The organism is Pseudonocardia sp. ICBG601, assembly GCF_020496245.1.
Map to the genome: position 1 here is coordinate 16,941 of NZ_JAHLJA010000070.1, position 20,738 is coordinate 37,678.

At 72.6% G+C, this 20,738-nt stretch carries 22 protein-coding genes, 4 pseudogenes and 1 riboswitch; of the genes and pseudogenes, 17 read left to right on the forward strand and 9 right to left on the reverse strand.

All coding sequences use genetic code 11. The annotated features are described in order from the left end of the window. Window positions 1–20: 20 nt before the first annotated feature. Complete coding sequence (locus tag KPL57_RS20950) at window positions 21–605, reverse strand: hypothetical protein (RefSeq protein WP_226352870.1); 585 nt, start codon at window positions 603–605, stop codon at window positions 21–23. Window positions 606–713: 108 nt separating this feature from the next. Between KPL57_RS20950 and KPL57_RS20955 the strand changes: the two genes are divergently transcribed. Beyond that, on the forward strand, window positions 714–1,547 hold the full coding sequence (locus KPL57_RS20955) for an alpha/beta fold hydrolase (protein ID WP_226352871.1): 834 nt from the start codon (window positions 714–716) through the stop codon (window positions 1,545–1,547). 65 nt (window positions 1,548–1,612) lie between these two features. Here the strand turns inward: KPL57_RS20955 and KPL57_RS20960 are convergent, their stop codons facing one another. The 4 genes from KPL57_RS20960 to KPL57_RS20975 form a co-directional block, all read right to left on the reverse strand. Next, a complete protein-coding gene (locus KPL57_RS20960) occupies window positions 1,613–2,755 on the reverse strand; it encodes a hypothetical protein (protein ID WP_226352872.1) in 1,143 nt (380 codons plus the stop codon). Between the two features lie 120 nt (window positions 2,756–2,875). Continuing rightward, complete coding sequence (locus KPL57_RS20965) at window positions 2,876–3,850, reverse strand: NAD(P)-dependent oxidoreductase (protein ID WP_226352873.1); 975 nt, start codon at window positions 3,848–3,850, stop codon at window positions 2,876–2,878. A gap of 17 nt (window positions 3,851–3,867) precedes the next feature. Beyond that, complete coding sequence (locus KPL57_RS20970; RefSeq protein ID WP_226352874.1) at window positions 3,868–5,658, reverse strand: choline/carnitine O-acyltransferase; 1,791 nt, start codon at window positions 5,656–5,658, stop codon at window positions 3,868–3,870. Beyond that, a complete protein-coding gene (locus KPL57_RS20975; RefSeq protein ID WP_226352875.1) occupies window positions 5,658–6,527 on the reverse strand; it encodes a pre-mRNA-splicing factor SPF27 family protein in 870 nt (289 codons plus the stop codon). Before KPL57_RS20975 ends, KPL57_RS20970 begins: the two co-directional genes overlap by 1 nt. Window positions 6,528–6,758: 231 nt before the next feature. On the opposite strand from KPL57_RS20975, the gene KPL57_RS20980 reads away from it, so the two are divergent. Together KPL57_RS20980 and KPL57_RS20985 are read left to right on the forward strand one after the other, a co-directional pair. Continuing rightward, window positions 6,759–7,532, forward strand: a complete 774-nt coding sequence (locus KPL57_RS20980) for a transposase family protein (RefSeq protein ID WP_226352876.1) — start codon at window positions 6,759–6,761, stop codon at window positions 7,530–7,532. Window positions 7,533–7,709: 177 nt separating this feature from the next. Continuing rightward, the gene (locus KPL57_RS20985) at window positions 7,710–8,474 is read left to right on the forward strand and encodes a transposase family protein (RefSeq protein ID WP_226352877.1); all 765 of its coding nucleotides are present in this window, start codon (window positions 7,710–7,712) and stop codon (window positions 8,472–8,474) included. Here KPL57_RS20985 and KPL57_RS20990 read toward each other — a convergent pair. Beyond that, window positions 8,467–9,376, reverse strand: a pseudogene (locus tag KPL57_RS20990) (IS5 family transposase). The gene KPL57_RS20985 and the pseudogene KPL57_RS20990 overlap by 8 nt on opposite strands. A 131-nt stretch (window positions 9,377–9,507) precedes the next feature. Between KPL57_RS20990 and tatA the strand changes: the two are divergent. Together tatA and KPL57_RS21000 are read left to right on the forward strand one after the other, a co-directional pair. Continuing rightward, window positions 9,508–9,783: a Sec-independent protein translocase subunit TatA gene (gene tatA, locus KPL57_RS20995; protein ID WP_226352879.1), complete on the forward strand. Its 276-nt coding sequence runs from the start codon at window positions 9,508–9,510 to the stop codon at window positions 9,781–9,783. Between the two features lie 20 nt (window positions 9,784–9,803). Next, window positions 9,804–10,544: an SDR family oxidoreductase gene (locus KPL57_RS21000; RefSeq protein ID WP_075333946.1), complete on the forward strand. Its 741-nt coding sequence runs from the start codon at window positions 9,804–9,806 to the stop codon at window positions 10,542–10,544. 114 nt (window positions 10,545–10,658) lie between these two features. Here KPL57_RS21000 and KPL57_RS21005 read toward each other — a convergent pair whose 3' ends face one another. Beyond that, window positions 10,659–10,967 carry a hypothetical protein gene (locus KPL57_RS21005; protein ID WP_149666278.1) on the reverse strand — a complete coding sequence of 103 codons (309 nt, stop codon included), beginning with the start codon at window positions 10,965–10,967 and terminating at the stop codon, window positions 10,659–10,661. 325 nt (window positions 10,968–11,292) lie between these two features. Between KPL57_RS21005 and ectA the strand changes: the two genes are divergently transcribed. From ectA to thpD, 4 genes and pseudogenes are all read left to right on the forward strand, one after another. Further along, entirely contained in the window at window positions 11,293–11,895 is a 603-nt protein-coding gene (gene ectA / locus KPL57_RS21010; RefSeq protein ID WP_226352880.1) for a diaminobutyrate acetyltransferase, read from the forward strand. Continuing rightward, window positions 11,892–13,145: a diaminobutyrate--2-oxoglutarate transaminase gene (gene ectB / locus KPL57_RS21015; RefSeq protein ID WP_020625167.1), complete on the forward strand. Its 1,254-nt coding sequence runs from the start codon at window positions 11,892–11,894 to the stop codon at window positions 13,143–13,145. Before ectA ends, ectB begins: the two co-directional genes overlap by 4 nt. 7 nt (window positions 13,146–13,152) lie before the next feature. Beyond that, window positions 13,153–13,548, forward strand: a complete 396-nt coding sequence (locus KPL57_RS21020; protein WP_020625166.1) for an ectoine synthase — start codon at window positions 13,153–13,155, stop codon at window positions 13,546–13,548. Window positions 13,549–13,674: 126 nt separating this feature from the next. Further along, a pseudogene (gene thpD, locus KPL57_RS21025) lies at window positions 13,675–14,592 on the forward strand (ectoine hydroxylase); the annotation flags it as partial. 70 nt (window positions 14,593–14,662) lie between these two features. Here thpD and KPL57_RS21030 read toward each other — a convergent pair. After that, complete coding sequence (locus tag KPL57_RS21030; protein ID WP_226352881.1) at window positions 14,663–15,463, reverse strand: SGNH/GDSL hydrolase family protein; 801 nt, start codon at window positions 15,461–15,463, stop codon at window positions 14,663–14,665. 154 nt (window positions 15,464–15,617) lie between these two features. On the opposite strand from KPL57_RS21030, the gene KPL57_RS21035 reads away from it, so the two are divergent. Together KPL57_RS21035 and KPL57_RS21040 are read left to right on the forward strand one after the other, a co-directional pair. Continuing rightward, window positions 15,618–16,286, forward strand: a complete 669-nt coding sequence (locus tag KPL57_RS21035) for a DUF3159 domain-containing protein (RefSeq protein ID WP_226352882.1) — start codon at window positions 15,618–15,620, stop codon at window positions 16,284–16,286. A gap of 413 nt (window positions 16,287–16,699) precedes the next feature. Further along, a complete protein-coding gene (locus KPL57_RS21040) occupies window positions 16,700–17,761 on the forward strand; it encodes a hypothetical protein (RefSeq protein ID WP_226352883.1) in 1,062 nt (353 codons plus the stop codon). 16 nt (window positions 17,762–17,777) lie between these two features. On the opposite strand, the pseudogene thiE reads toward KPL57_RS21040, so the two are convergent. Further along, window positions 17,778–18,460: pseudogene (gene thiE / locus KPL57_RS21045) on the reverse strand (thiamine phosphate synthase). Between the two features lie 50 nt (window positions 18,461–18,510). Further along, window positions 18,511–18,619: riboswitch (TPP riboswitch) on the forward strand. Here thiE and KPL57_RS69995 point away from each other — a divergent pair. The 6 genes and pseudogenes from KPL57_RS69995 to thiG all read left to right on the forward strand — a co-directional run. Then, window positions 18,616–18,948 carry an FAD-dependent oxidoreductase gene (locus KPL57_RS69995; RefSeq protein ID WP_308252956.1) on the forward strand — a complete coding sequence of 111 codons (333 nt, stop codon included), beginning with the start codon at window positions 18,616–18,618 and terminating at the stop codon, window positions 18,946–18,948. (Overlaps the previous riboswitch by 4 nt.) Before the next feature lie 38 nt (window positions 18,949–18,986). Then, a complete protein-coding gene (locus KPL57_RS70000) occupies window positions 18,987–19,319 on the forward strand; it encodes an FAD-dependent oxidoreductase (RefSeq protein ID WP_308252957.1) in 333 nt (110 codons plus the stop codon). Window positions 19,320–19,358: 39 nt separating this feature from the next. After that, a complete protein-coding gene (locus tag KPL57_RS70005; protein WP_308252958.1) occupies window positions 19,359–19,790 on the forward strand; it encodes a hypothetical protein in 432 nt (143 codons plus the stop codon). Beyond that, a complete protein-coding gene (gene thiS, locus KPL57_RS21055; protein WP_226352884.1) occupies window positions 19,790–19,993 on the forward strand; it encodes a sulfur carrier protein ThiS in 204 nt (67 codons plus the stop codon). The genes KPL57_RS70005 and thiS overlap by 1 nt, the downstream gene beginning before the upstream one ends. Window positions 19,994–20,130: 137 nt before the next feature. Then, window positions 20,131–20,454: a hypothetical protein gene (locus tag KPL57_RS72470; RefSeq protein WP_374203761.1), complete on the forward strand. Its 324-nt coding sequence runs from the start codon at window positions 20,131–20,133 to the stop codon at window positions 20,452–20,454. Further along, window positions 20,385–20,738: pseudogene (thiG, locus tag KPL57_RS72475) on the forward strand (thiazole synthase); the annotation flags it as partial. The gene KPL57_RS72470 and the pseudogene thiG, both read left to right, overlap by 70 nt.

Genomic DNA, 20,738 nt, shown 5'->3' on the forward strand with positions numbered 1-20,738 from the left:
CGTGCGCCGGGCGGGGCGCGTCACCGGCGCACGCTGACGTGGACGTGGTCGAAGTGCCCGCCGGTGGCGTCGGCGGGGTCGTAGACCCCGCCGCCGTCGTAGGGCCTGCCCCAGTTCTCCCGGCCCTCGCCGGAGTCCCCGGTGCCGCGGTACCAGATCCGGCCCTGCCAGATCACGTACCGGACCCGCAGCCCGGAGGCGTTCTCACGCAGCCAGGTCGCGACCGCCCAGCCGTCCTCCAGGTCCTGCCCGGCGGGGAAGTCGCCGTAGCCGGCCGGGAACGCGTCGCACGCCCGTCCGGCGGGGTGGTCGCTCGACGGGTTCCACGCATGCTCCGACCAGCAGGTGATCGCCCGTACCGGCGCCGACGGGCCGGGCTCGCCGAACCGCTCGACGAGGGCGTCGTGCAGGCGCAGCGCGGACGGGGTGAGACAGCCCGACGTCGTCGGGTCCGGCTGGTCGCACTGCTCCGGCGGGGGCGGGTCGACCAGGTCGCGCAGGTCGTCGGCGGTGAACCCGCGGCTCCCGGCGAACCACACGAGCCCGCCGACGAGCAGGGCCAGCACGAGGAACACACCCAGAGCGGGGGCGATGCGGGTCTTCACAGGGGGTTTCGTCCGTTCCGTCGGAGTCGGTTCCAGCCTACGGCGGTGACACCGGCCCGTGCGGCGGCCAGGATCGGCGGGGCACGTCCACCGAGCAGGGGAGCCGCCATGTCGACCGCCGTCAGCACCGACCTGCTCGACCGGCCGGGTGCCCGCATCACCTTCGACGTGCGCGGATCCGGCCCGCTGCTCGTCCTGGCCGGGTCGCCGATGGGCGCCGGACCGTTCGGGCCGCTGGCGTCGCTGTTCGCCGACGACCACACCGTCGTCACGTTCGACCCGCGCGGTACCGGCCGCAGCGTCGTCGAGGACCCGGACGCCGACTCCCCGGTGGCGGTGCGCGCCGCCGACCTGGCCGCGCTCGTCGAGCACCTCGGCGGAGGCCCGGCGACGGTGTTCGGGTCCAGCGGAGGGGCGGTCGTGGCACTCGCGCTCGCCCAGGAGCGCCCGGATCTCGTCGGGACCGTCGTCGCGCACGAACCGCCGCTGGAGGAGCTGCTGCCCGACGCCGACGAGCGCCGGACCGCCACCGACGAGATCGTCCGCACCTACCGGGAACACGGTCCTGCCGCGGCCTGGGGGCTCTTCCTGGCCTCCGCCGGACTGCCGGCCGTGGCACCCGAGGAGGTGCCCGAACGCACCGCCCTGCCCGCGGCCGGCGACGACGCGACCGCCCGGCAGACCGCCGACGAGCGGCACTTCTTCCTGCACGAGATGCGCGAGACCGTGCGGTGGGCCCCCGACCTGGACCGGCTGCGCGACGCCCGGATCGCCGTCGGGATCGGCGACGCCTCGGCCGGGCAGCTGTGCGACCTGACCTCGCGGGCCCTCGCGGCCGGGCTGGGCCGCCCACCGGAGCCGTTCCCGGGCGGACACGTCGGGTTCGTCGAGGACACGTCGGCGTTCGCGCGACGGCTGCGGGAGGTCCTGTCCCGCGCCTGACAGCGGCTACGTCGCCTGCACCGACCCCACCGCCGTCGACCCACGGTCGGGCACGACGGACGACCTCAGTTCCCGAACGCGGTGCCGCCCCCGAACAGCGGCGAGGTGCCCAGCGCCGTGCGGAACTCCAGGAACGCCACGAGCCCGTAGACCGCACCGGCCAGGAACACCAGGCAGGACAGCGACACCAGCACGTAGGTGACGACCCGCAGCACGGTGAGCGCGGTCCCGTCCCGGGCCACGGTCACCGGGGCCGGCACGGCCGCCGCGGTCGCCGGGCGGCGCGTCGTGGTGACCGGACCGGTCGCCTCGACGCCCGGTCCCGCGGGTGCGGCCGCCCGGGCCGGGGGTCCGGTCCGCTCGGCGAGCCCGGCCCGGGCCGGGTCGGTGGTCCGGGCGGACGCGCCGAAGCGGGCCGCGGCGGCCTCGGCCACCGTCGCCGGACGACGCCCGCCGGACTCCGACGGGGACCGCGGCACCGGAACGGCCCCGGCCCCCGTCCCTGCCCCGGTTCCGACGGTGGTGCGCTCGGCGACCGCGGTGCCACCGGTCTCCCCGTGGATCGGGTGCTCGTCCCGGCCGTACGCGGCGGCCGAGGCAGCGGTCGGCGCGGCGTCGTCCCAGTTCGTGTCGTCCCAGTTCGTGTCGTGCGGGTCCGCATCGTGGCGGTCCGCATCGTGCCGGGCGGTGTCGTCCTGCTCCGAGGTGGCCGGGTAGGGCGGGCCGCCGTCGATCGAGGTCCCGCCGCGGGACTCGGGGTCGCCGTACTCGCCGTAGGCGGCCCGGGCCGGGGTGGCCGGCTCCTCGGGCATGCGGTGCGCGGCCCGGGCGTACGCGTCGTACCCGCCGTCATCGGGGCCGTCACCGCTCGTCTGCGACCCGCCGGCCTGCACGGGGGCGCCGTAGCCCTCGTAGCGCATCGGTGCGGCGTACCCGCCACGCCCGACGGTCGGCTGCGGCCCGGTCCCGCCGTACAGCTCGCCGAAGCCCTCCGGGTCGGTGGGTGTCGCCCGCTCCACCGGCCGCGAGGACCGCAGGTCCGGGTAGCCGCCGCCCTGGTAGGAGTCCTCCCGGTAGGAGTCCCCCTGGTAGGAGTCCTCGGGGAACTCGTGGTCGTCGAACCCGTGCCGCGGCCGCGGCGACGGCCGTGCACGGTCGGCGTCGGCACCGCGTGGGCCGGGGCTGGGTCGGTGCTGCGGGCCGGTCATGGCAGGACCTCCGGGGTACGGCGTCACGGTCGGCGACACGTGCTGTGTCACGTCTACCGCCGGATGTACCCACGGCGTTAGCCCTGTCGACCTACAGTCACCCGGTCCGGCGAGGTGAAATCACCGGGTGTACACCCCGGTCGGGGAATCGTGGTATCCCTTCGCCCCGACGACATCGGCCAGCGGGCTGCGGGGCGGCCCGCCCTCCCGCACCCGCGCGACGACGGCGTCGACGTCCCAGATCGGGGTCCAGCCGAGCTCGGCGACCGCCCGGTCCGGGCAGTACACGCGGTCCACCGGCGGGACCGGCCGGCCGCGTTCGGCCAGCAGCTCGGCGAGCGCCGGGGCCCGCCGCTCCAGCACGGCGGCCGGGTCGCTGCCCAGCTCGGCGAGGTCGGACCGGCGGAACGGCGACGGCGCGCTGACCACGTAGCGGGCGAACCCGAGCTCGGGCGCCCGCCGGGCCGCGGCCAGGTGCGCGGACACGACGTCGGCGACGTCGACCCGCCGGTGGCAGAACTCCACCAGCTTGAGCGTGGTGTCGTCGTGGGCGGCGCGGACGTCGTCGCGGTCGTCGGCCTCGGGGAAGAACCGCGAGGTTCGCAGCACCACCACCGGCAGCCCCGGGTCCAGCGCGGCCAGCTCGCACAGGTCCTCGGCGGAGGTCTTGGTCGCTCCGTAGACGTTGCGGACCCGCGGCACCACGGTCTCGTCGATCCAGGTCGCGGGCCCGCCCGGTGCCGGGGTCAGCGCACGGCCGAACGCGCTGGTCGAGGACGTGAACACCACGCCCCGCACCCCCGCGGCGGCGGACTCCTCCAGCACCGCGAGGGTGCCCGACACGTTCGTGTCGACGAAGTCCTGCCTGCTGTGCGAACCGACGTGCGGCTTGTGCAGCGTCGCGGCGTGCAGGACGTGGGTGACCCCCCGCAACGCCGACCGCAGGGCGTCGCGGTCGGTCAGCGACGCGACGACCGCGGTCCACGGCGAGGGCCGCCGGTCCAGGCCGACGACGGGCACCCCGTCGTCGGTCAGGGTGCGGACCAGCGCCTCACCGAGGTGGCCGGAACTGCCGGTGACGAGAACACGTTCCACCCCACCAGTGAACCCGCTCAGGCAAGCAGGTTCCGCAGCTCGGTCACCGCCGCCCGCAGCTCCCTGGCGAACGCGTGCATCCCCTCGGCCTGGTCGGCCGGGGTGGACAGGTGCACGTGGAAGCGGTCGGGCAGCAGCACGTAGGCGACCCCGATGCAGCGCGAGCTGGTCGAGCCGAACCCGAAGTACCGGATGTTGTCCGACGGAGCCGAACTGGTCGACAGCCAGTCGTCGCGCATGATCGTCCAGCCGGGGGAGTCGAACACCGCGAGCTGCTCGGTGACGCCCAGCTCCGCCCCGCGGCGACGCCGGATCCAGTCCAGCTCCCACAGGTGCTGCTCGGGTGCGTCGCCCTGCTGGCACTGCTTCGCGCGGGCCCCGTGTGCCGCGGCGGCGGCCCGGAAGGTCTCGACCTTGTCGGCGTCGGACGCCTGCGGGTCGCCCATCGTGTCGACGAACGCGACCATCTCGGGGGTGACGACCCGCATCGCCTCGGTGCGTCCGCGCCGGAACTGCCGGGTCGCGATCGACTCGTAGGTGGCGCCGGTGACGCCCTTGGCCCGCCGGTGTGCGACCTGGTAGCAGGCCTGCACGAAGGCGTCCGGGGAGCACTTGAGGGCCTTCGCGTCGTCCGCGCCGAAGTCGTCGAAGGCGACGAGCTCGGTGGCGGTGGCGTCGAGGAACGCGGCGAACTCGTCGTGCGCGCGGGAGACGGTGGCGCGCAGGTCGTCGTCGAGGACGAACCGCAGCTCGCCGTGCGGCGCAGTGCCCTGCGGGCGGGTCCCGATCCGCTCGGCGTGCACCTCGACCGGGTCGGCGAACATGGCGTCGACCAGGGTGAGCACGGTCGTGCCGTCGAGCTCGCAGTGCTCGATGTTGACCCCGGCGGTGCCGTCGGCGAGCACGACGATCGACAGCGCCTTGTCGAACCAGCGGTCGCCGGAGTCCCCTGCCAGCAGGGTCCGCGCGGCGGACTCCTCGTCGGCGGGGTCGGTCTCGTCCAGGCAGACCGCGAGCAGTGCCCGCTCCACCAGGTCGACGGCCTCGGCGTTGGCCGGGTCCAGCCCGGTCAGCCGGTCCCGCACCGCTGCCCACTCGGCCCGGGCCAGGGTGGTCAGCGCGCCGACCGCGTCGCCGGTGGCGGCCCGCTCGGGGTGGGCCTCGCGGATCTCCCGCAGCGCGTCCGCGATCTCCCTGGCGGTGTGCGCCGCCCCGTCCTCGCCGATCACGTCGAGGCGGTGGATCCGGCCGCGGTGCAACACCACGACGTGCCGCTCGGTGGACGGGCCCGGCCAGTCGTCGCTGTAGGGGGTGCGGACGGTGTCCTGCGGGTCGCCCGGGATGCGGGTGGTGGAGAAGATGTGGCGGCTCTGGTCCATCGACTGCGCCACGCCCCGGTTGACCAGCGGCGGGAACGTCCCGGCATCGAGGTCGGCCTTGTGCCCGAGAGCGGCCACGGTGAGCTGCGCGGCCCGCTCGCAGGGGTCGGTGGTGGTGCCCGGCCCGAACAGGAAGAAGAAGTTCGCGTTGAGCGCGATCCGGTCGCGCCGGCCCAGGTAGCGCGACGGCCAGAACGCGTCCAGCCAGCTGTGGGCGCCGGCGTCGAAGCGTTCGAGGTCGGCCTGCAGCACCGACGCCGGGCCGCCCTCGACGAGCAGCTCGTGGGCGGCGGTCTCGGTGCGGGCGTACTCGTCCGGGGTGAGCAGCGGGGCGCACCACTCGAGGAAGCGGTCGACCGAGGCGGACAGCGTCGGGAGCGGCACCTTCGGCAGGTCGTCGTCGGCCGCGAACGTGGTGGTCACGCCCATCAGTCCAGCAGCCCGTCGACGCGCACGGCGCGCGACCCCCCGTGTTCGGACAGTGTCCTCCCGAACAGTTGGCGGGTGCGGGCCGCGCTGCCGACCACCCCCGGGCGGGTGCTGTAGGAGAAGATCGCCGTGTGCCGGGCGGTCTCGCCGCGCACCTCGGTCACCCGGTGCAGCGAGTACCGGCCGCGGAACAGCTGCAGGTCACCGGGGCGCAGCACCAGCCGTCGGACCCGGGCGCCGCCCCTCCCGTGCAGGACCTCGGCGACGTCGGCGGTGTTCTCCGAGGTGGTGTCGCGGATGTCGGGGCAGTACTCGAAGACCCCGCCGGCCTCCGGCGCGCGGGTGAGCAAGCTGATCGCGATCTCGTTGGTGTCGAAGTGCCACGGGTGCGACCGGCCGTCGCCGACGACGTTGAGGCACAGCCCGGCCAGCGGGTCCGCCAGCTCGTGCAGCTCGGGCACGCCGGTGCAGGCGGCGAGGAACGCGCGGAACGCGGGCTGCGGGTAGAGGCGGTGGATCAGCGCGGTGGCCGGGATCCGGTCCCGCGCGACGAAGGCGTTGCCCCGCTCCATCCGCACGCGCGCCGGGTGGTCGGCGGGCAGTGTGGGGTCCGGGTCGGTGTTGTAGACGTTGACCAAGGCGGTCTCGTGGTGGGCCAGCGGGGCGACCGCCTCGCCCTCGGTCCGCAGCCGGTCCCGCCACGACGCCCGGACGAACCCGGGGAGCACCGCGCAGCCGTCGGCGGCGAGCTGGGCACGGGCCCGGCGGACCGCGTCCTCCCAGCCGGACGAGCCCGGTTCGTGCACCGGGTAGCGCGTCAGGTCGACCGGGTCGAGCTCCTGCGGGGCCGCGAGTGCGGACGGCTGCACGGATCAGCTCCTTCGTGCCCGGGCAGCACCGGTGCCGCCCGCGGTGTCACCGTCATCCAAACCCGATCGGTGTCGACGGATCAACGGTGAGTGAGCCTTTCCCAACCTGTTTCCGCTGGTCAGGGGCTTGAGATGCATGGCTTGTCGTGAGGTGGGTGGGGCTCCTGGTAGACGGATAGGTGTCGAGTAACCGTCTGACCAGGAGCCCCGCGGTTGTCCTACCCATCCGGGATGTCGATGTCCACCCGCACGGTTCGTGTCCTGGCCGGGCTGCTGCGCGGTCACCGTCTCCGGATCGGGACTCGGTGGCGGCCTCTGACCCCGGCCCGTCAGGCCCTGCTTGTGCTCGCGCACCTGCGTAAGGGCGAGACCTACACCGATCTGGCCAGCGGATTTAGAGTCGGGAAGTCCACGGTGTCCCGGTATGTCGCCGAGGCGATCGGTCTGCTCGCCGCGCTCGCGCCGACCTTGGAGCAGGCCATCACCGTCGCAGCCGGGAAGGCGTTCGTGATCCTGGACGGGACGCTGCTGCGTATCGACCGGGTCGGTATGGGATCGGGCTATGACCGGGCGTTCTACTCCGGGAAGCACAAGTGTCATGGGGTGAATGTGCAGGTCATCGCCGACCCTGTCGGTCGTCTGGTGTGGATCTCCCCGCCGCTACCAGGGGTCCGGCACGACATGGGTGCTGCCCGCATTCACGGGATCATCGACGCGGTCAACACCACCGGGGTGCGTGCGGTCGCTGATACCGCCTACCAGGGCGGCGGCCCCGCGATCACCGTCCCCCACCGACGACGACGCCGCGACCTCGACACCGGCCGGTACCGGCCCCTGCCAGCGAATCAAAAGGCCGTCAACGCCGCTCACGCCCGACGGCGCGCACCTGGTGAACGGGTCAACGCCGAACTGAAGAACTGGAAGAACCTCCGCACGATCCGCTCCAGCCCCTCACAAGCCGGCCAGCTCATCGCCGCGGCCCCCCCCATGATCGCAGCTACCTGAACAGCACAACAGGTTGGGAAAGGCTCAGAGCGTGTTTGGAAATTCTAGTGGGTTGAGGGAGGCTTATTCAGGGCCCGTGAAATAACGATCTAGCCCGGCGTGTCGGGTTGGGCGACAGCCCGTCCATCGCGAAGATTGGTTTGTCGAATCAATCCAAGATGAACGGGCTGTCGCAGTATGTACTATACCACTGGCTTTCGGCGTGATGAGATTCAGGATCTTGCCGCTCTGGTGCATAAGCAGGATCAGCGGAACGCGACTGGCCTGCGACGGCCTTGGCCGCCGATTCTGGGATTGTTCTGGTCGGTGGTGATCACGTTGGCGTATCTGCGCGGGAATCGTGTGCAGTGGGAGTTGGCGGAAACCTACGGGGTGTCGCAGTCGACGGTCAGTCGAGCGATCGCGGGGGTGACACCGTTGCTGGCACAGGCACTGCGGAGTGTCGTTCCGACGGCGGAGGAGCTTCGTGCCGATCGGCAGTACATCATCGACGGAACCCTACTGCCCTGCTGGTCATGGACCGCCATACCAGGTCTGTGGTCGGGCAAGCATCGCACCACCGGCGTCGTCGTCCAGGTCGCAGCCACCCTGGAAGGGCAGCTGTCGTGGATCTCCGACCCGACCCCAGGCTCCCGACACGACCTACATTGCCTCGACCAATCCGGCGCCCTCGACCACCTCGCCACATACCCACCGATCGGCGATAAAGGCTACATCGGGCGCGGCATGCCCACCCCGTTCAAAAAACAACCCGGCCGGGAACTTCTCGACTGGCAGAAAACATTCAACAAGAGCCTCAACCGCACACGCGCCACCATCGAGCGAGTCATCGCCCATATCAAGTCGTGGAAAGTTCTCCACACAGACTACCGCCGACCCTACGCCACATTTAAAACGACGATCTCGGCAGTCATCGGACTCATCTTCTACGCACTTACCTGACGGAGCCTGAATAAGCCTCAGGGTGTCGTGTGTTTCTGCTGGCGGGTGGCGGGGTATCCACGGGCGATGCGGCGGGTGATGGTGTTGATCGCGGCCCAGCGGATCATGGCTTCGGATGTGGTGGGGTGGCGTTCGTAGTCTCGGGCCAGGCGTCGGTGTGCGGTGAGCCAGGCCAGGGTCCGTTCGACCACCCACCTTCGTGGGAGGACGGTGAATCCGCGCTGCTCGGGTGGCTTGCGGATGATCTCGATCGTTGTCTGCAGGATCGTGGCGGCCCAGTCGAGCAGTCGCCCGGCGAAGTCGGCGTCGGCGTAGACGAACCGCACCCTGGTGCGCAGGTAGAGGTTGAGCAGGATCGGCTTGGCGCCGTCGCGGTCCTGTACCGAGGCCGAGCACACCATCGTGGTCAGCAGCAGACCGAGGGTGTCGGTCACGATGAACCGTTTCCGTCCGCCTGTCTTCTTCCCGGCGTCGTAGCCGCGGGAGTCCTGGCCGACGGTGTCGGCGCCCTTGACCGACTGGGAATCGATGATCCCCGCACTCGGCTCCGGATCACGGCCCTCGGCGATACGTAACTGCCCCCGCACGACCGGGAGGATCTTCTCGGTGACCTTCTGCTGTTCCCACTGGTTGAAGTACCAGTAGACGGTCTGCCAGGGCGGGAAGTCCACCGGCAACGCCCGCCAGGCACACCCGGTCCGCACGACATACAAGATCGCGTCCAGCACGTCCCGACGAGCATGAGCAACAGGCCGCCCCCGCCGCGCGAGCGGCGGTAACAACGGCTCGATCACCACCCACTGGGCATCACTGGTGTCCGAGGGGTACCGGCGCGGTCGTTCCTGCATGCCGACCACGATGGAGCACCCCAGCCGTGTCGACCATCCCGACACACCCACCATTTCCAAACACGCTCTCAGTGACCGAATGATCAGATCCCGTGTGCCGTGGGAGGCTGTCCTTGCGAGAGGGAACCCCGGCGGAGGATGGTTCGTTGATTCCGTCGGCGAGCGAGGAGGCTGTCATGGGAGCTATGAGCCCCACCCACTGGTTGATCGTGCTGGTCGTGCTGGTCCTGCTGTTCGGCGCGAAGAAGCTCCCGGAGATGGCGCGGTCGGTCGGTCGGTCCAGCCGGATCCTGAAGAGCGAGATGCGCGGCCTGCGCTACGACGACGAGCGCCCGGGGGAGATCGGCCCCGGCGGCGCGACCCGGGCCGACACCGAGGTCCGTGACCCCGGTACCCGGCAGCCGGGGGCGGCGGAGGCCACCGCCCGTCCCGAGCCCGGCCCCGAGACCCACCGGGCCTGACGCCGCAGGACGGACGACGCATGACGGTGCTCGTGACGGGGGCCAGCCGCGGGGTCGGCGCGGCCACCGCCCGGCTGCTGGCCGCACGCGGCCAGGACGTCCTCGTCGGGCACCGGGCCTCGCCGGAGGACGCCGCGGCCGTCGTCGCGGAGTGCCGTGCGGCCGGGGTGAATGCTGCCGCGGTCGCCGCGGACGTCACCCGCACCGAGGGCGTCGAGCAGCTGTTCGACGCGGCGGCGGCCCTGCCGTCGCCGCTGACCGGGGTGGTCGCGAACGCCGGCGGTGCCCCCTCGCGGCAGCGCCTCGAGGACATGAGCGACGCCCGGATCGACGAGGTCGTCGCGCTGAACCTGCGTGCGGCACTGCTCTGCTCGCGCGAGGCGGTGCACCGCATGTCCACCCGCTACGGGGGTGCGGGCGGGGTGCTCGTGCACGTCACCTCCCGCGCGGCGGTGCTCGGCTCGCCCGGCGAGTGGAACGACTACGCGGCCGCGAAGGCCGGGGTCGAGGCGCTCGTCGTCGGGCTCGCGAAGGAGGTCGCCGCGGACGGGATCCGGGTGGCGGCCGTCCGGCCGGGCCTGCTCGACACCGACTTCCACGCCAGGGCCGGCGAGCCGGGGCGGATCGAGCGCATGGCGCCGTCGATCCCGATGGGCCGGGCCGGTCACCCCGACGAGGTGGCGACGGCGATCGCCTGGCTCCTGTCCGACGAGGCCAGCTACGTCACCGGCGCGGTGCTGGACGTGTCCGGCGGGCGCTGACCGGCGGGTCGGGAACCCCGTGTCGGCCCGACGTCGGGGGTCCACCGGCGCGGGTCGGGGCCCGGCCGGCGGTAGGGGAACGGATCGGCTGTGGACGGCGGTCGGCGGCGGCGCTCAGGAGGCGGCGCGGGCCGAGCGCCCGAAGCCGATCCGTCCGCGGCGGCGGGCACGACGCCCGGCCCCGGAGGTCTCGGCGCACAGCAGGCATCCGTCCCCGGGCGGTGAGGCCAGCGACGCCGGCAGCACCACGTGCCCGCACAGGGCGGTGCAGTGGCCGGTCCCGGCGGCGAGCGAGTCGGCCAGGACCGCCTGTGCCACGACGTGGCTGCGGCTGTCCCGGGCGCAAGTGACCGTGACGGTCTGCCCCTCGTCCGGTGCGGTCACCACGGCCACGGGGCGCGTACTGGCGGGTGTCACCGACACGACAGCTCCTCCGGGCACGATTCGACGGAGTAGCCATCGTCACCCCACAGCGGTGCAGATGCAAGTGCATCCGCACGATTGGCCGAACGCGTGGCCGGGTGGTGGCGCAGCGTGGTGAGCGCCACGTCCGAGACCTCCGGCCGCCCCGGGCCGGGCCCCGGAACCGATCGGACGGGCCGGTGATCACGGTGTCTTCCAGGGCGGACACCGGGTGTCGCGGCGTCAGCGCCCATTGTGGCACCGATCACGTGGATCACGGCTCCGGGGGTCGCCGCCCGTCGTCAGCGGCTGCATCGAGCGCCCGACGGCACTAACCTCGCCAGTCATGACCGCTCCCGAACAGGCTCCTCCTCGGGCGTCCACGGTTCCGGACGGAGACGCCGCGACCGGCGCATCCGGCCCGGCGGCCGACGCCGACGGTGACCATACGTACGAGATCGGCTCCCCGGTCCCGGCGGACGGGGTGGACATGTGGCGGCTGGCGGTGGAGTCGCGGACGCTGGACGTGAACTCCCGCTACGCCTACATCCTGTGGTGTCGCGACTTCGCGCGCACCTCGGTCATCGCCCGGCGCGACGACGGCCGTGCCGTCGGCTACGTGACCGGCTACCTGCGCCCGGAGAACGGCGCCCTGTTCATCTGGCAGGTGTGCGTCGACCCGGTGGCACGCGGGGCGGGCCTCGCCGGTCGGATGCTGGACGCCGTCTGGGAGCAGGCGGTCGCCGTGGGCGGCACCGAGCGGATGGAGACCACCATCACGCCGGACAACGCCTCGTCGATCCGGCTGTTCACCAAGTTCGCCGAGCGCCACGACACCACCATCGAGCGGGAGGACCTGTTCGGTCCCGATCTGCTCGGTGACTCCCACGAGCCGGAGAACCTCTATCTCGTCGGCCCGATCGCAGCAGACAAGGGTGAGAACACATGACCGTTTTCGAGGATCTCGAGTCCCAGGTCCGCAGCTACTGCCGCAACTGGCCCGTCGTCTTCGACACGGCGAAGGGGAGCCGTCTGACCGACGTCGACGGCAACTCCTACCTCGACTTCTTCGGCGGCGCGGGCGCGCTGAACTACGGGCACAACCCCGAGGTGCTGAAGAAGCCGCTCATCGAGTACTTGACGCGCGACGGCATCACCCACGGCCTGGACATGTACACCTCGGCCAAGGGCGAGTTCCTCACCACCTTCGAGGAGATCATCCTCAAGCCGCGGAACCTGCAGTACAAGGTCCAGTTCCCCGGCCCGACCGGCGCCAACGCCGTCGAGTCCGCGCTGAAGCTCGCCCGCAAGATCAGCGGTCGCGAGGCACTGATCAACTTCACCAACGCGTTCCACGGCATGACGCTGGGCGCTCTGTCGGTGACCGGCAACTCGATGAAGCGCGGTGGCGCGGGCATCCCGCTGGTCCACTCGACGCCGATGCCGTTCGACAACTACTTCGACGGCAAGATGCCCGACTTCCTGTGGTTCGAGAAGGTCCTCGACGACACGGGCTCCAGCCTCAACGAGCCGGCCGCGGTCATCGTCGAGACCGTGCAGGGCGAGGGCGGGCTCAACCCGGCCCGCATCGAGTGGCTGCAGGGGCTGCGCGACCTGTGCACCCGCAAGGGCATCCTGATGATCGTCGACGACGTGCAGATGGGCTGCGGCCGGACCGGTCCGTTCTTCTCGTTCGAGATCGCCGGCATCCAGCCCGACATCGTCACGATCTCCAAGTCCATCTCCGGCTACGGCCTGCCGATGGCACTCGTGCTGATCAAGCCGGAGTACGACCAGTGGGGCCCCGGCGAGCACAACGGCACCTTCCGTGGCAACAACCCCGCGTTCGTCACCGCCACGCACACGCTGCGCAACTGGTGGACCGACGACACGCTGGAGAAGGAGACGCTGCGCAAGGGCGAGAAGGTCGAGGAGGCCTTCAACAAGATCATCGGTGACAACCAGGGCACCGAGATGTTCACCAAGGGCCGTGGGATGGCGCGGGGCATCCAGTTCGAGGGGGAGGGGCTCGCCGAGAAGGTGGCCTCGAAGGCCTTCGAGCACCGCCTGCTGCTGGAGACCGCCGGTCCGAACGACGAGGTCCTCAAGCTGCTGGCGCCGCTCACGACCACCGACGACGAGCTCGACGAGGGTCTTGCGATCATCGGCGAGTCCGTCCGCACCGTCATCGGGAGCTGATACCCACATGATCGTCCGCACCATCGACGAGATCACCGGAACCGATCGGGACGTCGAGTCCGAGAACGGCCAGTGGCGCAGCAAGCGGATCGTGCTGGCCAACGACAAGGTCGGTTTCTCGGTCCACGAGACCACCCTGCAGGCCGGGACGATCAACGACTTCTGGTACGCGAACCACATCGAGGCCGTCTTCATCACCGAGGGCGAGGGCGAGCTGTACGACAAGGACAACGACGTCACGTACCAGCTCAAGCCGGGCTCGATCTACGTGCTGAGCGGCCACGAGAAGCACCAGCTCCGTCCGAAGACCACCATCAAGTGCGTGTGCGTCTTCAACCCGCCGGTCACCGGCCGGGAGGTGCACGACGAGAACGGCGTGTACCCGCTGGTCACGGAGGACTGAACCTCCGTTCCGAGATCACACCGCGAGGGGTGTTTCCGCTGTGTTACAGCGGGAACGCCCCTCGCGGTCGTTCATACGACACCCGTTCGAAGGGAACCGAACCGACAGCGACTCACAGGAGGGTCCATGACCGCACTGGTCGGCAACGAACCGCGTCTCGTGCGCGCCGCGGGTGACCGCTACCCGACGCGCGTCTCGAACACACCGGTCTTCATCGACCGCGCCGAGCCCACCGTCTGGAGCGACCGGGCTAGCGCGGGCATGTTCGGCGCCCAGGAGCTGGAGGCGCACGAGCGCGACGGTTTCGTGCAGGTGCCGGGCCTGCTGACGGCCGAGGAGGTCGCGGAGTACCAGGCCGAGCTGGACCGGCTCGCCGCCGACCCGCAGGTGCGCGCCGACGAGCGCTGCATCGTCGAGAAGTCCTCCGACGAGGTCCGCTCGATCTTCGAGGTCCACCGGATCTCGGAGGCGATCGGCCGGCTGGTGCGCGACGAGCGGGTGCTCTCTCGGGCCCGCCAGATCCTCGGCTCCGACGTCTACGTCCACCAGAGCCGGATCAACTACAAGCCCGGCTTCGGCGGCGGTGGGTTCTACTGGCACTCGGACTTCGAGACCTGGCACGCCGAGGACGGCATGCCGGGCCCGCGTGCGGTCAGCTGCTCGATCTCGCTGACCGACAACCACCCGTTCAACGGCTGTCTGATGATCATGCCCGGATCGCACCGGACCTTCGTGTCCTGCGTGGGTGAGACGCCGGAGGACTACTACCGGACGTCGCTGAAGGAGCAGAAGATCGGCACGCCCGACGCACGGTCGATCGCCAAGCTCGCCGAGCGGCACGGCATCACGATGATGACCGGCGACGCGGGCGGGGCGACGTTCTTCGACTCCAACTGCATGCACGGCTCCGGCGACAACATCACGCCGTACCCGCGGTCGAACATCTTCCTGGTGTTCAACAGCGTCGAGAACGCGTGCGTCGCGCCGTTCTCGGCACCGCGGCCGCGGCCGTCCTACATCGCGGCCCGGGACCACACCCCGGTCCGCGGAGCGGCCGACCGCGTACCGCGACGTCGTCGTCCCGCGGGAGCACCGCGGGACGACGACGTACGGCTCACGCGTCCTGCAGCGGAGCCAGCTGCGGACGCTTGGCGTGGTAGTCGTCCCAGGTGCTGGTGCCGCGCAGGCGCCGGCGCAGGAACGGCATCACGTGCTGGGTGACCCACCGCAGGTCCTCGGCCTGCCGGGCGGTCCACGGCGCGGGCTCGACCGCCGGCTCCGGCCACGGGCCGCGCCAGTCCGGCGCGTCCTCGCCGAGCGTCTCCAGCACCCGCCAGGCGACCCGCTCGTGCGCGTGCGGCACCAGGTGCAGCCGGTCCGGGCCCCAGGCCCGCGGGTCGGCGAGGCAGTCCATCGCCCACAGGTCGACGACGCGGCAGCCGTGCCGTTCGGCGGCGGCCCGCATGTCCTCGTTGTAGCAGGCGATCCGGCCCCGCAGCCTGCGGATGAGCGGGTGCATCCGGCGCAGGTCGAAGCCGGTGAAGATGAGCACCTCGGCCCCGGTGGCGACCAGCCTGCCGAGCGCGGCGTCGAAGCGGGCGGCGAGGTCGTCGACGTCGCAGCTCCAGCCGATGATGTCGTTGCCGCCGGCGCAGAAGGTGATCAGGTCGGGGCGCATCGCCTCGGCGACCGGGATCTGCTCGTCGACGATCTGGTCCAGGATCTTCCCGCGCACCGCCAGGTTGGCGTAGCCGAAGCCGGGGCGGCGCTCGGCGAGGATCTCGGCGACGCGGTCGGCCCAGCCGCGTGCCCTGCCGTCGGGGGTCAGGTCGTCGAGGCCCTCGGTGAAGCTGTCCCCGATCGCGACGAAGCTCCGGTGCTGTGCGCGCCCCTGATCGTGTCGCTGTGTGGCCATCGACACCGCCCCCTCCCGGTCCGTGATCCTGAAATGTGCCCATCTGTTGTTCACCGCAACGACGTGCGGCGTTACAGCGATGATCACCCTCTCCGGGCCCGTACGCCAATCGGATCCGTCGACCTGCGGCCCGAGATAGGGCACCCTTAGTCAGGTGACACCCGATCCCGCTTCCCGCACCGCGCCCCGGGAGGACCCGCGGCTGGCCGAGCTGCTCGGCGGCCGGGCCGGTGCCGTCGACGCCTCGGTCCCGGTCGTCGCGTTCGTGCTCGCCTGGGTGGCGGCGAACGCCGCGGGGTCGCTGTTCCCGATCAACTGGGGGGCCGGCGCGGCGATCGTCGCCGGGGCCGGGGCGGCCGGATGGCGGCTGTACCGGGGCCGGCGGCCGCGCGCGGTGCTGTTCGGGCTGGCCGGGGTCGTCGTCGCGGCCGCGATCGCGCTGATCACCGGGCGCGCGTCGGACTTCTTCCTGGTCCAGATCGTGTCCAACGTCGGCAGCGCCCTGGCCTGGGCGATCTCGATCGTGGTGCGCTGGCCGCTGCTGGGGGTGGTGGTCGGCGGACTGCTGGGCCAGCGGACCCGGTGGCGGCGCGACCCGGACCTGCTGCGCGGGTACCAGCGGGCGTCCTGGGCGTGGGTGGCGCAGTACGTCGTGCGGCTGTCGGTGTTCCTCCCGTTGTGGGCGGCCGACCAGGTGGTGCTGCTGGGCGTCGCGCGGACGGTGCTGAGCCCGCTGCTGGTCGGGCTGAGCGTGCTCGTGTCGTGGCCGTTGCTGCGTACGGCGCTGCCGGCCGATCACCCGGGCATTCGTCACCCCCGGTGACGCTGTCCGACAACCGGTGACGGTAGAATCGTGATCTTCCCGTGATCTTTGCGCGATCGTGTGAAGGTCACCACATCGGGTGATCGTCCGGCGCAGTCACTGCGTCCCCGGACGTTCCCCCGGCGGCGATCCGCCTGCACCGACGATCACTGCAAGGAGCCATGCCACACCAGCGCCCCCCGGAGCCCGGCTCCGGCGACGCCCCCCGTGGCGTCCCCGGCCCGGCCCGTCCCCCCGCCCAGCCGTCCGCTCCCCGACCCGGCACCGGTCGTCCGGTGGCCTCTCCCGACGCCCCGCGGCTGCCCCGGCAGCGCACGGCGCACCCGTCCCGTACGCACGGTGGACGGGGCTCGCAGCCGCCGTCGGACACCACCCGCGGCCGGACCACGCAGACCCCGCCCGGTGCCCGTCCGGTGAGCCCGGTCGTGCCAGGGCCGGGCGTGCCGGTCGGGACGCCGCCCGGCGGTCGTCCGCGCACCCGGGTGCTGCCGCCCGCGTCGGACACGACCCGCGCGGCCGGTCCCGGCGGTCCGGTGGGGCCGGTCGGGGGCGGACCGAACGGTCCCGGCGGGTCCGGGGGCTCCGGCGGGTCCGGTGACGGCTCCGGGGACGGCTCGTCGGACGCCACGAAGGCGAGCGGTCTCAAGGCCGACCTCAGCCCGACGAAGATCGCGGCCGGCGCCGGGGCGGCGATCGTCACGGCGATGCTCGGCTCGTTCCTCGGCGCGGTCGGCACGGTGATCGGCGCGGCGCTCGGCTCGGTCATCTCGACGCTGGCCACCACGCTGTTCACGCGCTCGCTCGAGGTCAGCAAGGACAAGGCCCTCGCGCTGAAGGAGAAGGCGACCCGGCGCGGCAAGGGCGTCGCCGAGGGCACCGCGGCCGCCGCGCAGGACGCTGCCGGCCGCAGCATCGCCGGGCCCACCGGCGAGGAGACGGTGCTCCTGGACCCGTGGCAGACGCCCGGTGGCACGACCCGCGCCGCCGGAACGGGCCACGGCCGGTTCCGCCGGGTGCGGGTCACCCGCAAGACGGTCGTCGTGTCCGCGGTGCTCGGGGTCGTCACCTTCGCGGTGTCGATGTTCCTGATCTCCGGCATCGAGTTCGTGAAGGGCTCGTCGCTGTCCGGCTCCTCCGGCACCTCGGTGAGCAACGTCGTCCGCGGCGGCGCGCCTCCGGCCCAGCAGGAGAACGACCGGGGCGAGGGCTCCGGGGGCGACTCGTCGACGTCGTCGTCGAGCTCGACCTCCACCGAGGAGTCGGGGACCAGCACGTCGGAGTCGACGACCAGCACCCGCGACCGGGACTCCGGTCAGGACGGCTCGGGCTCGTCGAACCCGCTGCAGGACGGGCTGAACCGGGTCCTGCCGACCCAGCAGCCGGGCTCCGGGCAGGACTCGGGCGGCCAGAACTCCGGCGGCCAGAACTCGGGCGGTCAGAACTCCGGCGGCCAGGGCTCGGGCACGCAGAACTGATCGACGCGGTCGGGCCTCAGACCAGCCGGGCCCGCAGCGCCGCCGCGGCCGCACGCGGGTCCTCGGCCTCGGTGATCGCCCGGACCACGACGATCCGGTCGGCGTCGGCGTCGAGGACCTCGTCCAGCCGGTCGCCGTCGATGCCCCCGATCGCGAACCACGGCCGCGCCGGGGCGCGCCCGGCGACCGTGCGGACCAGGTCCAGGCCGGGCGCCGGGCGTCCCGGCTTGGTCGGGGTGGGCCAGCAGGGACCGACGCAGAAGTAGTCCACGCCGTCCTCGTCGGCGGCGGTCAGGGTCTCCTCGGGGCTGTGCGAGGACCGGCCGACGAGCACGTCGTCGCCGACGACCCGGCGTGCCCACGGCACCGGCAGGTCGTCCTGGCCGAGTGGAGCACGTCGCGCCCGCGGCGAGCGCGACGTCGGCGCGGTCCGTTCACCGCGAGAGCAGCGCGCCGTGCCGGCGGCAGGCGTCGGCGAGCACCTCCAGGGCGGCGAGCTCGGCGCGTGCCTCCAGCGGTTCCGTCGGGCCCGCCCTTGTCCGCAGCTGGACGATGTCGACCCCGCCGGCGAGCGCGGCGTCGGCGAAACTCCGCCAGGTCCCACGTTGCGGTGCGGGCGTCGGTGCACAGGTAGAGGCGGGCGTCGGTGAGGGCGTCGAGCCGGGCGCGACGGGTGTCCGCGGGTGCCGGGGCGGGTATCGGTGTCGGACACGCTCGCAGGCTAGGCGTAGCCTGTGCCCCGGACGACGACGAACCACGGGAGCCCGGGCAGCGGGCTGAGAGGGGACCGCGACGCGGTCCCGACCGTCGAACCTGATCCGGGTCATGCCGGCGCAGGGAGTGAGGTGGATCCGATGAGCGCGCGAGTGCCGGACGACTGGTCGTCGCGGGGGGCGGGCGGCGCGGTCGGCCTGTCCCTCGCCCGCGCGGCGGCCCGCGACGGCTGGTCGGTGACCGTGTTCGACCCGGCCCCCGGTCGCGGCGCGTCCTGGGTGGCCGGCGGGATGCTCGCCCCGGTCACCGAGGCCTGGCCCGGTGAGGAGGACCTGCTCGCTCTCGGGCTGGACTCGGTCGCCCGCTGGCCGGAGTTCGCCGCGGCCCTGTCCGCCGACGCCGGCACCGACGCCGGGCTGCACCCGGAGGGCACCGTCGTCGCCGCGACGGGTCGGGCGACCGCGCCGAGCTGACCGCGCTCGCGGACTACCTGGAGTCCCTCGGCCGCGACGTGCGCCCGCTGACCGGCCGCGAGCTGCGCCGGCTCGAACCCGCGCTGGGCCCCGAGGTCCCGGCGGCCTGTCGGTGCCCGACGACCCGTCGGGACAACCGGCGGTTGCTCGCCGCACTGGCGGCCGCGGCCGAACGGGCCGGGGTCGTGGTCTCCGACCGTGGGGTCGCGCGTGTGCTCGACGACGGCGCCCGCGTCACCGGCGTGCGCCTCGCGGACGGGGTGACGGTCGCGGCGGACGCGGTCGTCGTCGCCGCGGGGGCGCACTCGTCGTCGCTGCATCCGGTGCTCGACGGGCTGGTGCGCCCGGTGAAGGCGAGATCCTGCGGCTGACCCGGCGCGCCGGGGCCTGCCGCCCCGCCGTCGCGGACGGTGCGGGCGCTCGTCGACGGGCGGGGGGTCTACGCCGTGCCGCGGACGCTGCCGGGTACGGCGACTCGTCGTCGGCGCGACGACGGCGGAGAACGGCTTCGACACCCGACGTCACCGTCGGCGGGGTGCGCGACCTGCTACGTGACGCCGAGCGGATCCTGCCCGGGATCGCCGAGTACGCGCTCACCGAGACCGCCGCCGGGCTGCGGCCCGGCAGCCGGGACAAACCTGCCGCTGATCGGGCGGACCGGGCCCGACGGGCTGATCGTCGCCACCGGGCACGGCCGCAACGGGATGCTGCTGGTGCCGGTGACCGCGGTGGCCGTGGCGGCGCTGCTGCGCGGCGACGACGTGCCCGAAGCGGTCCGCGCCGCGGACCCGCGACGGTTCGTCCCGGCCGCCGCCGGGGCGCGCGAGGAGGGGAACCACTGATGTTGATCGTGCTGAACGGCGAGCACCACGAGGTCGACGCCGACGCCGACCTCGCCCGGATCCTGGCCGAGGCCGGGCTGCCGGAGCGGGGGATCGCCGTCCCCGTCGCCGTCGGGGAGGTCGTGCCGCGCACGTCGTGGGCCGGGCACCGTCCCGGCGACGGCGCGCGCGTGGAGGTCCTGACCGCGGTGCAAGGAGGATGAGCATGGCTGTGCAGACCGACAAGCTCGCCTTCGGCGACCACCTCTCGACTCGCGGCTGGTGATGGGTACCGGCGGGGGCGGCGAACCTGGAGATCCTGGAGCGGGCGCTGGTCGCGTCCGGCACCGAGCTGACCACGGTGGCGCTGCGCCGGGTCGACGTCGCGAACGGGACCGGGTTGCTGGACCTGCTGCGTCGCCTCGGGATCGCCGTGCTGCCGAACACCGCGGGCGCCGCACCCGCGGCCGAGGCGGTGCTCACGGCGCGGATGGCCCGCGAGGCGCTGGAGACCGACCTGGTGAAGCTGGAGGTCGTCGCGGACGACACGACCCTGCTGCCCGACCCGGTCGAGCTCCTCGACGCCGAAGCAGCTCGTCGGACGACGGCTTCACCGTGCTGCCCTACACCAACGACGACCCGATCTGGCCCGTCGTCTGGAGCAGGTCGGGTGCGCCGCGGTTGATGCCGCTCGGCTCCCCGATCGGCACCGGGCTCGGCATCCGCAACCCGCACAACATCGAGATGATCGTGGCCGCCGCGGGCGTGCCGGTCGTGCTCGACGCCGGGATCGCACCGCCTCGGAGGCCGCGCTGGCGATGGAGCTGGGCTGCGACGCCGTCCTGCTCGCCACCGCCGTCACCCGCGCCGCCGATACGGAGCGGATGGCGCGCGCGATGCGACGGGGCGTGGAGGCGGGGTGGGACGCCCGGCACGCCGGCCGGATCCCGCGCCGCTACCGGGCGCAGG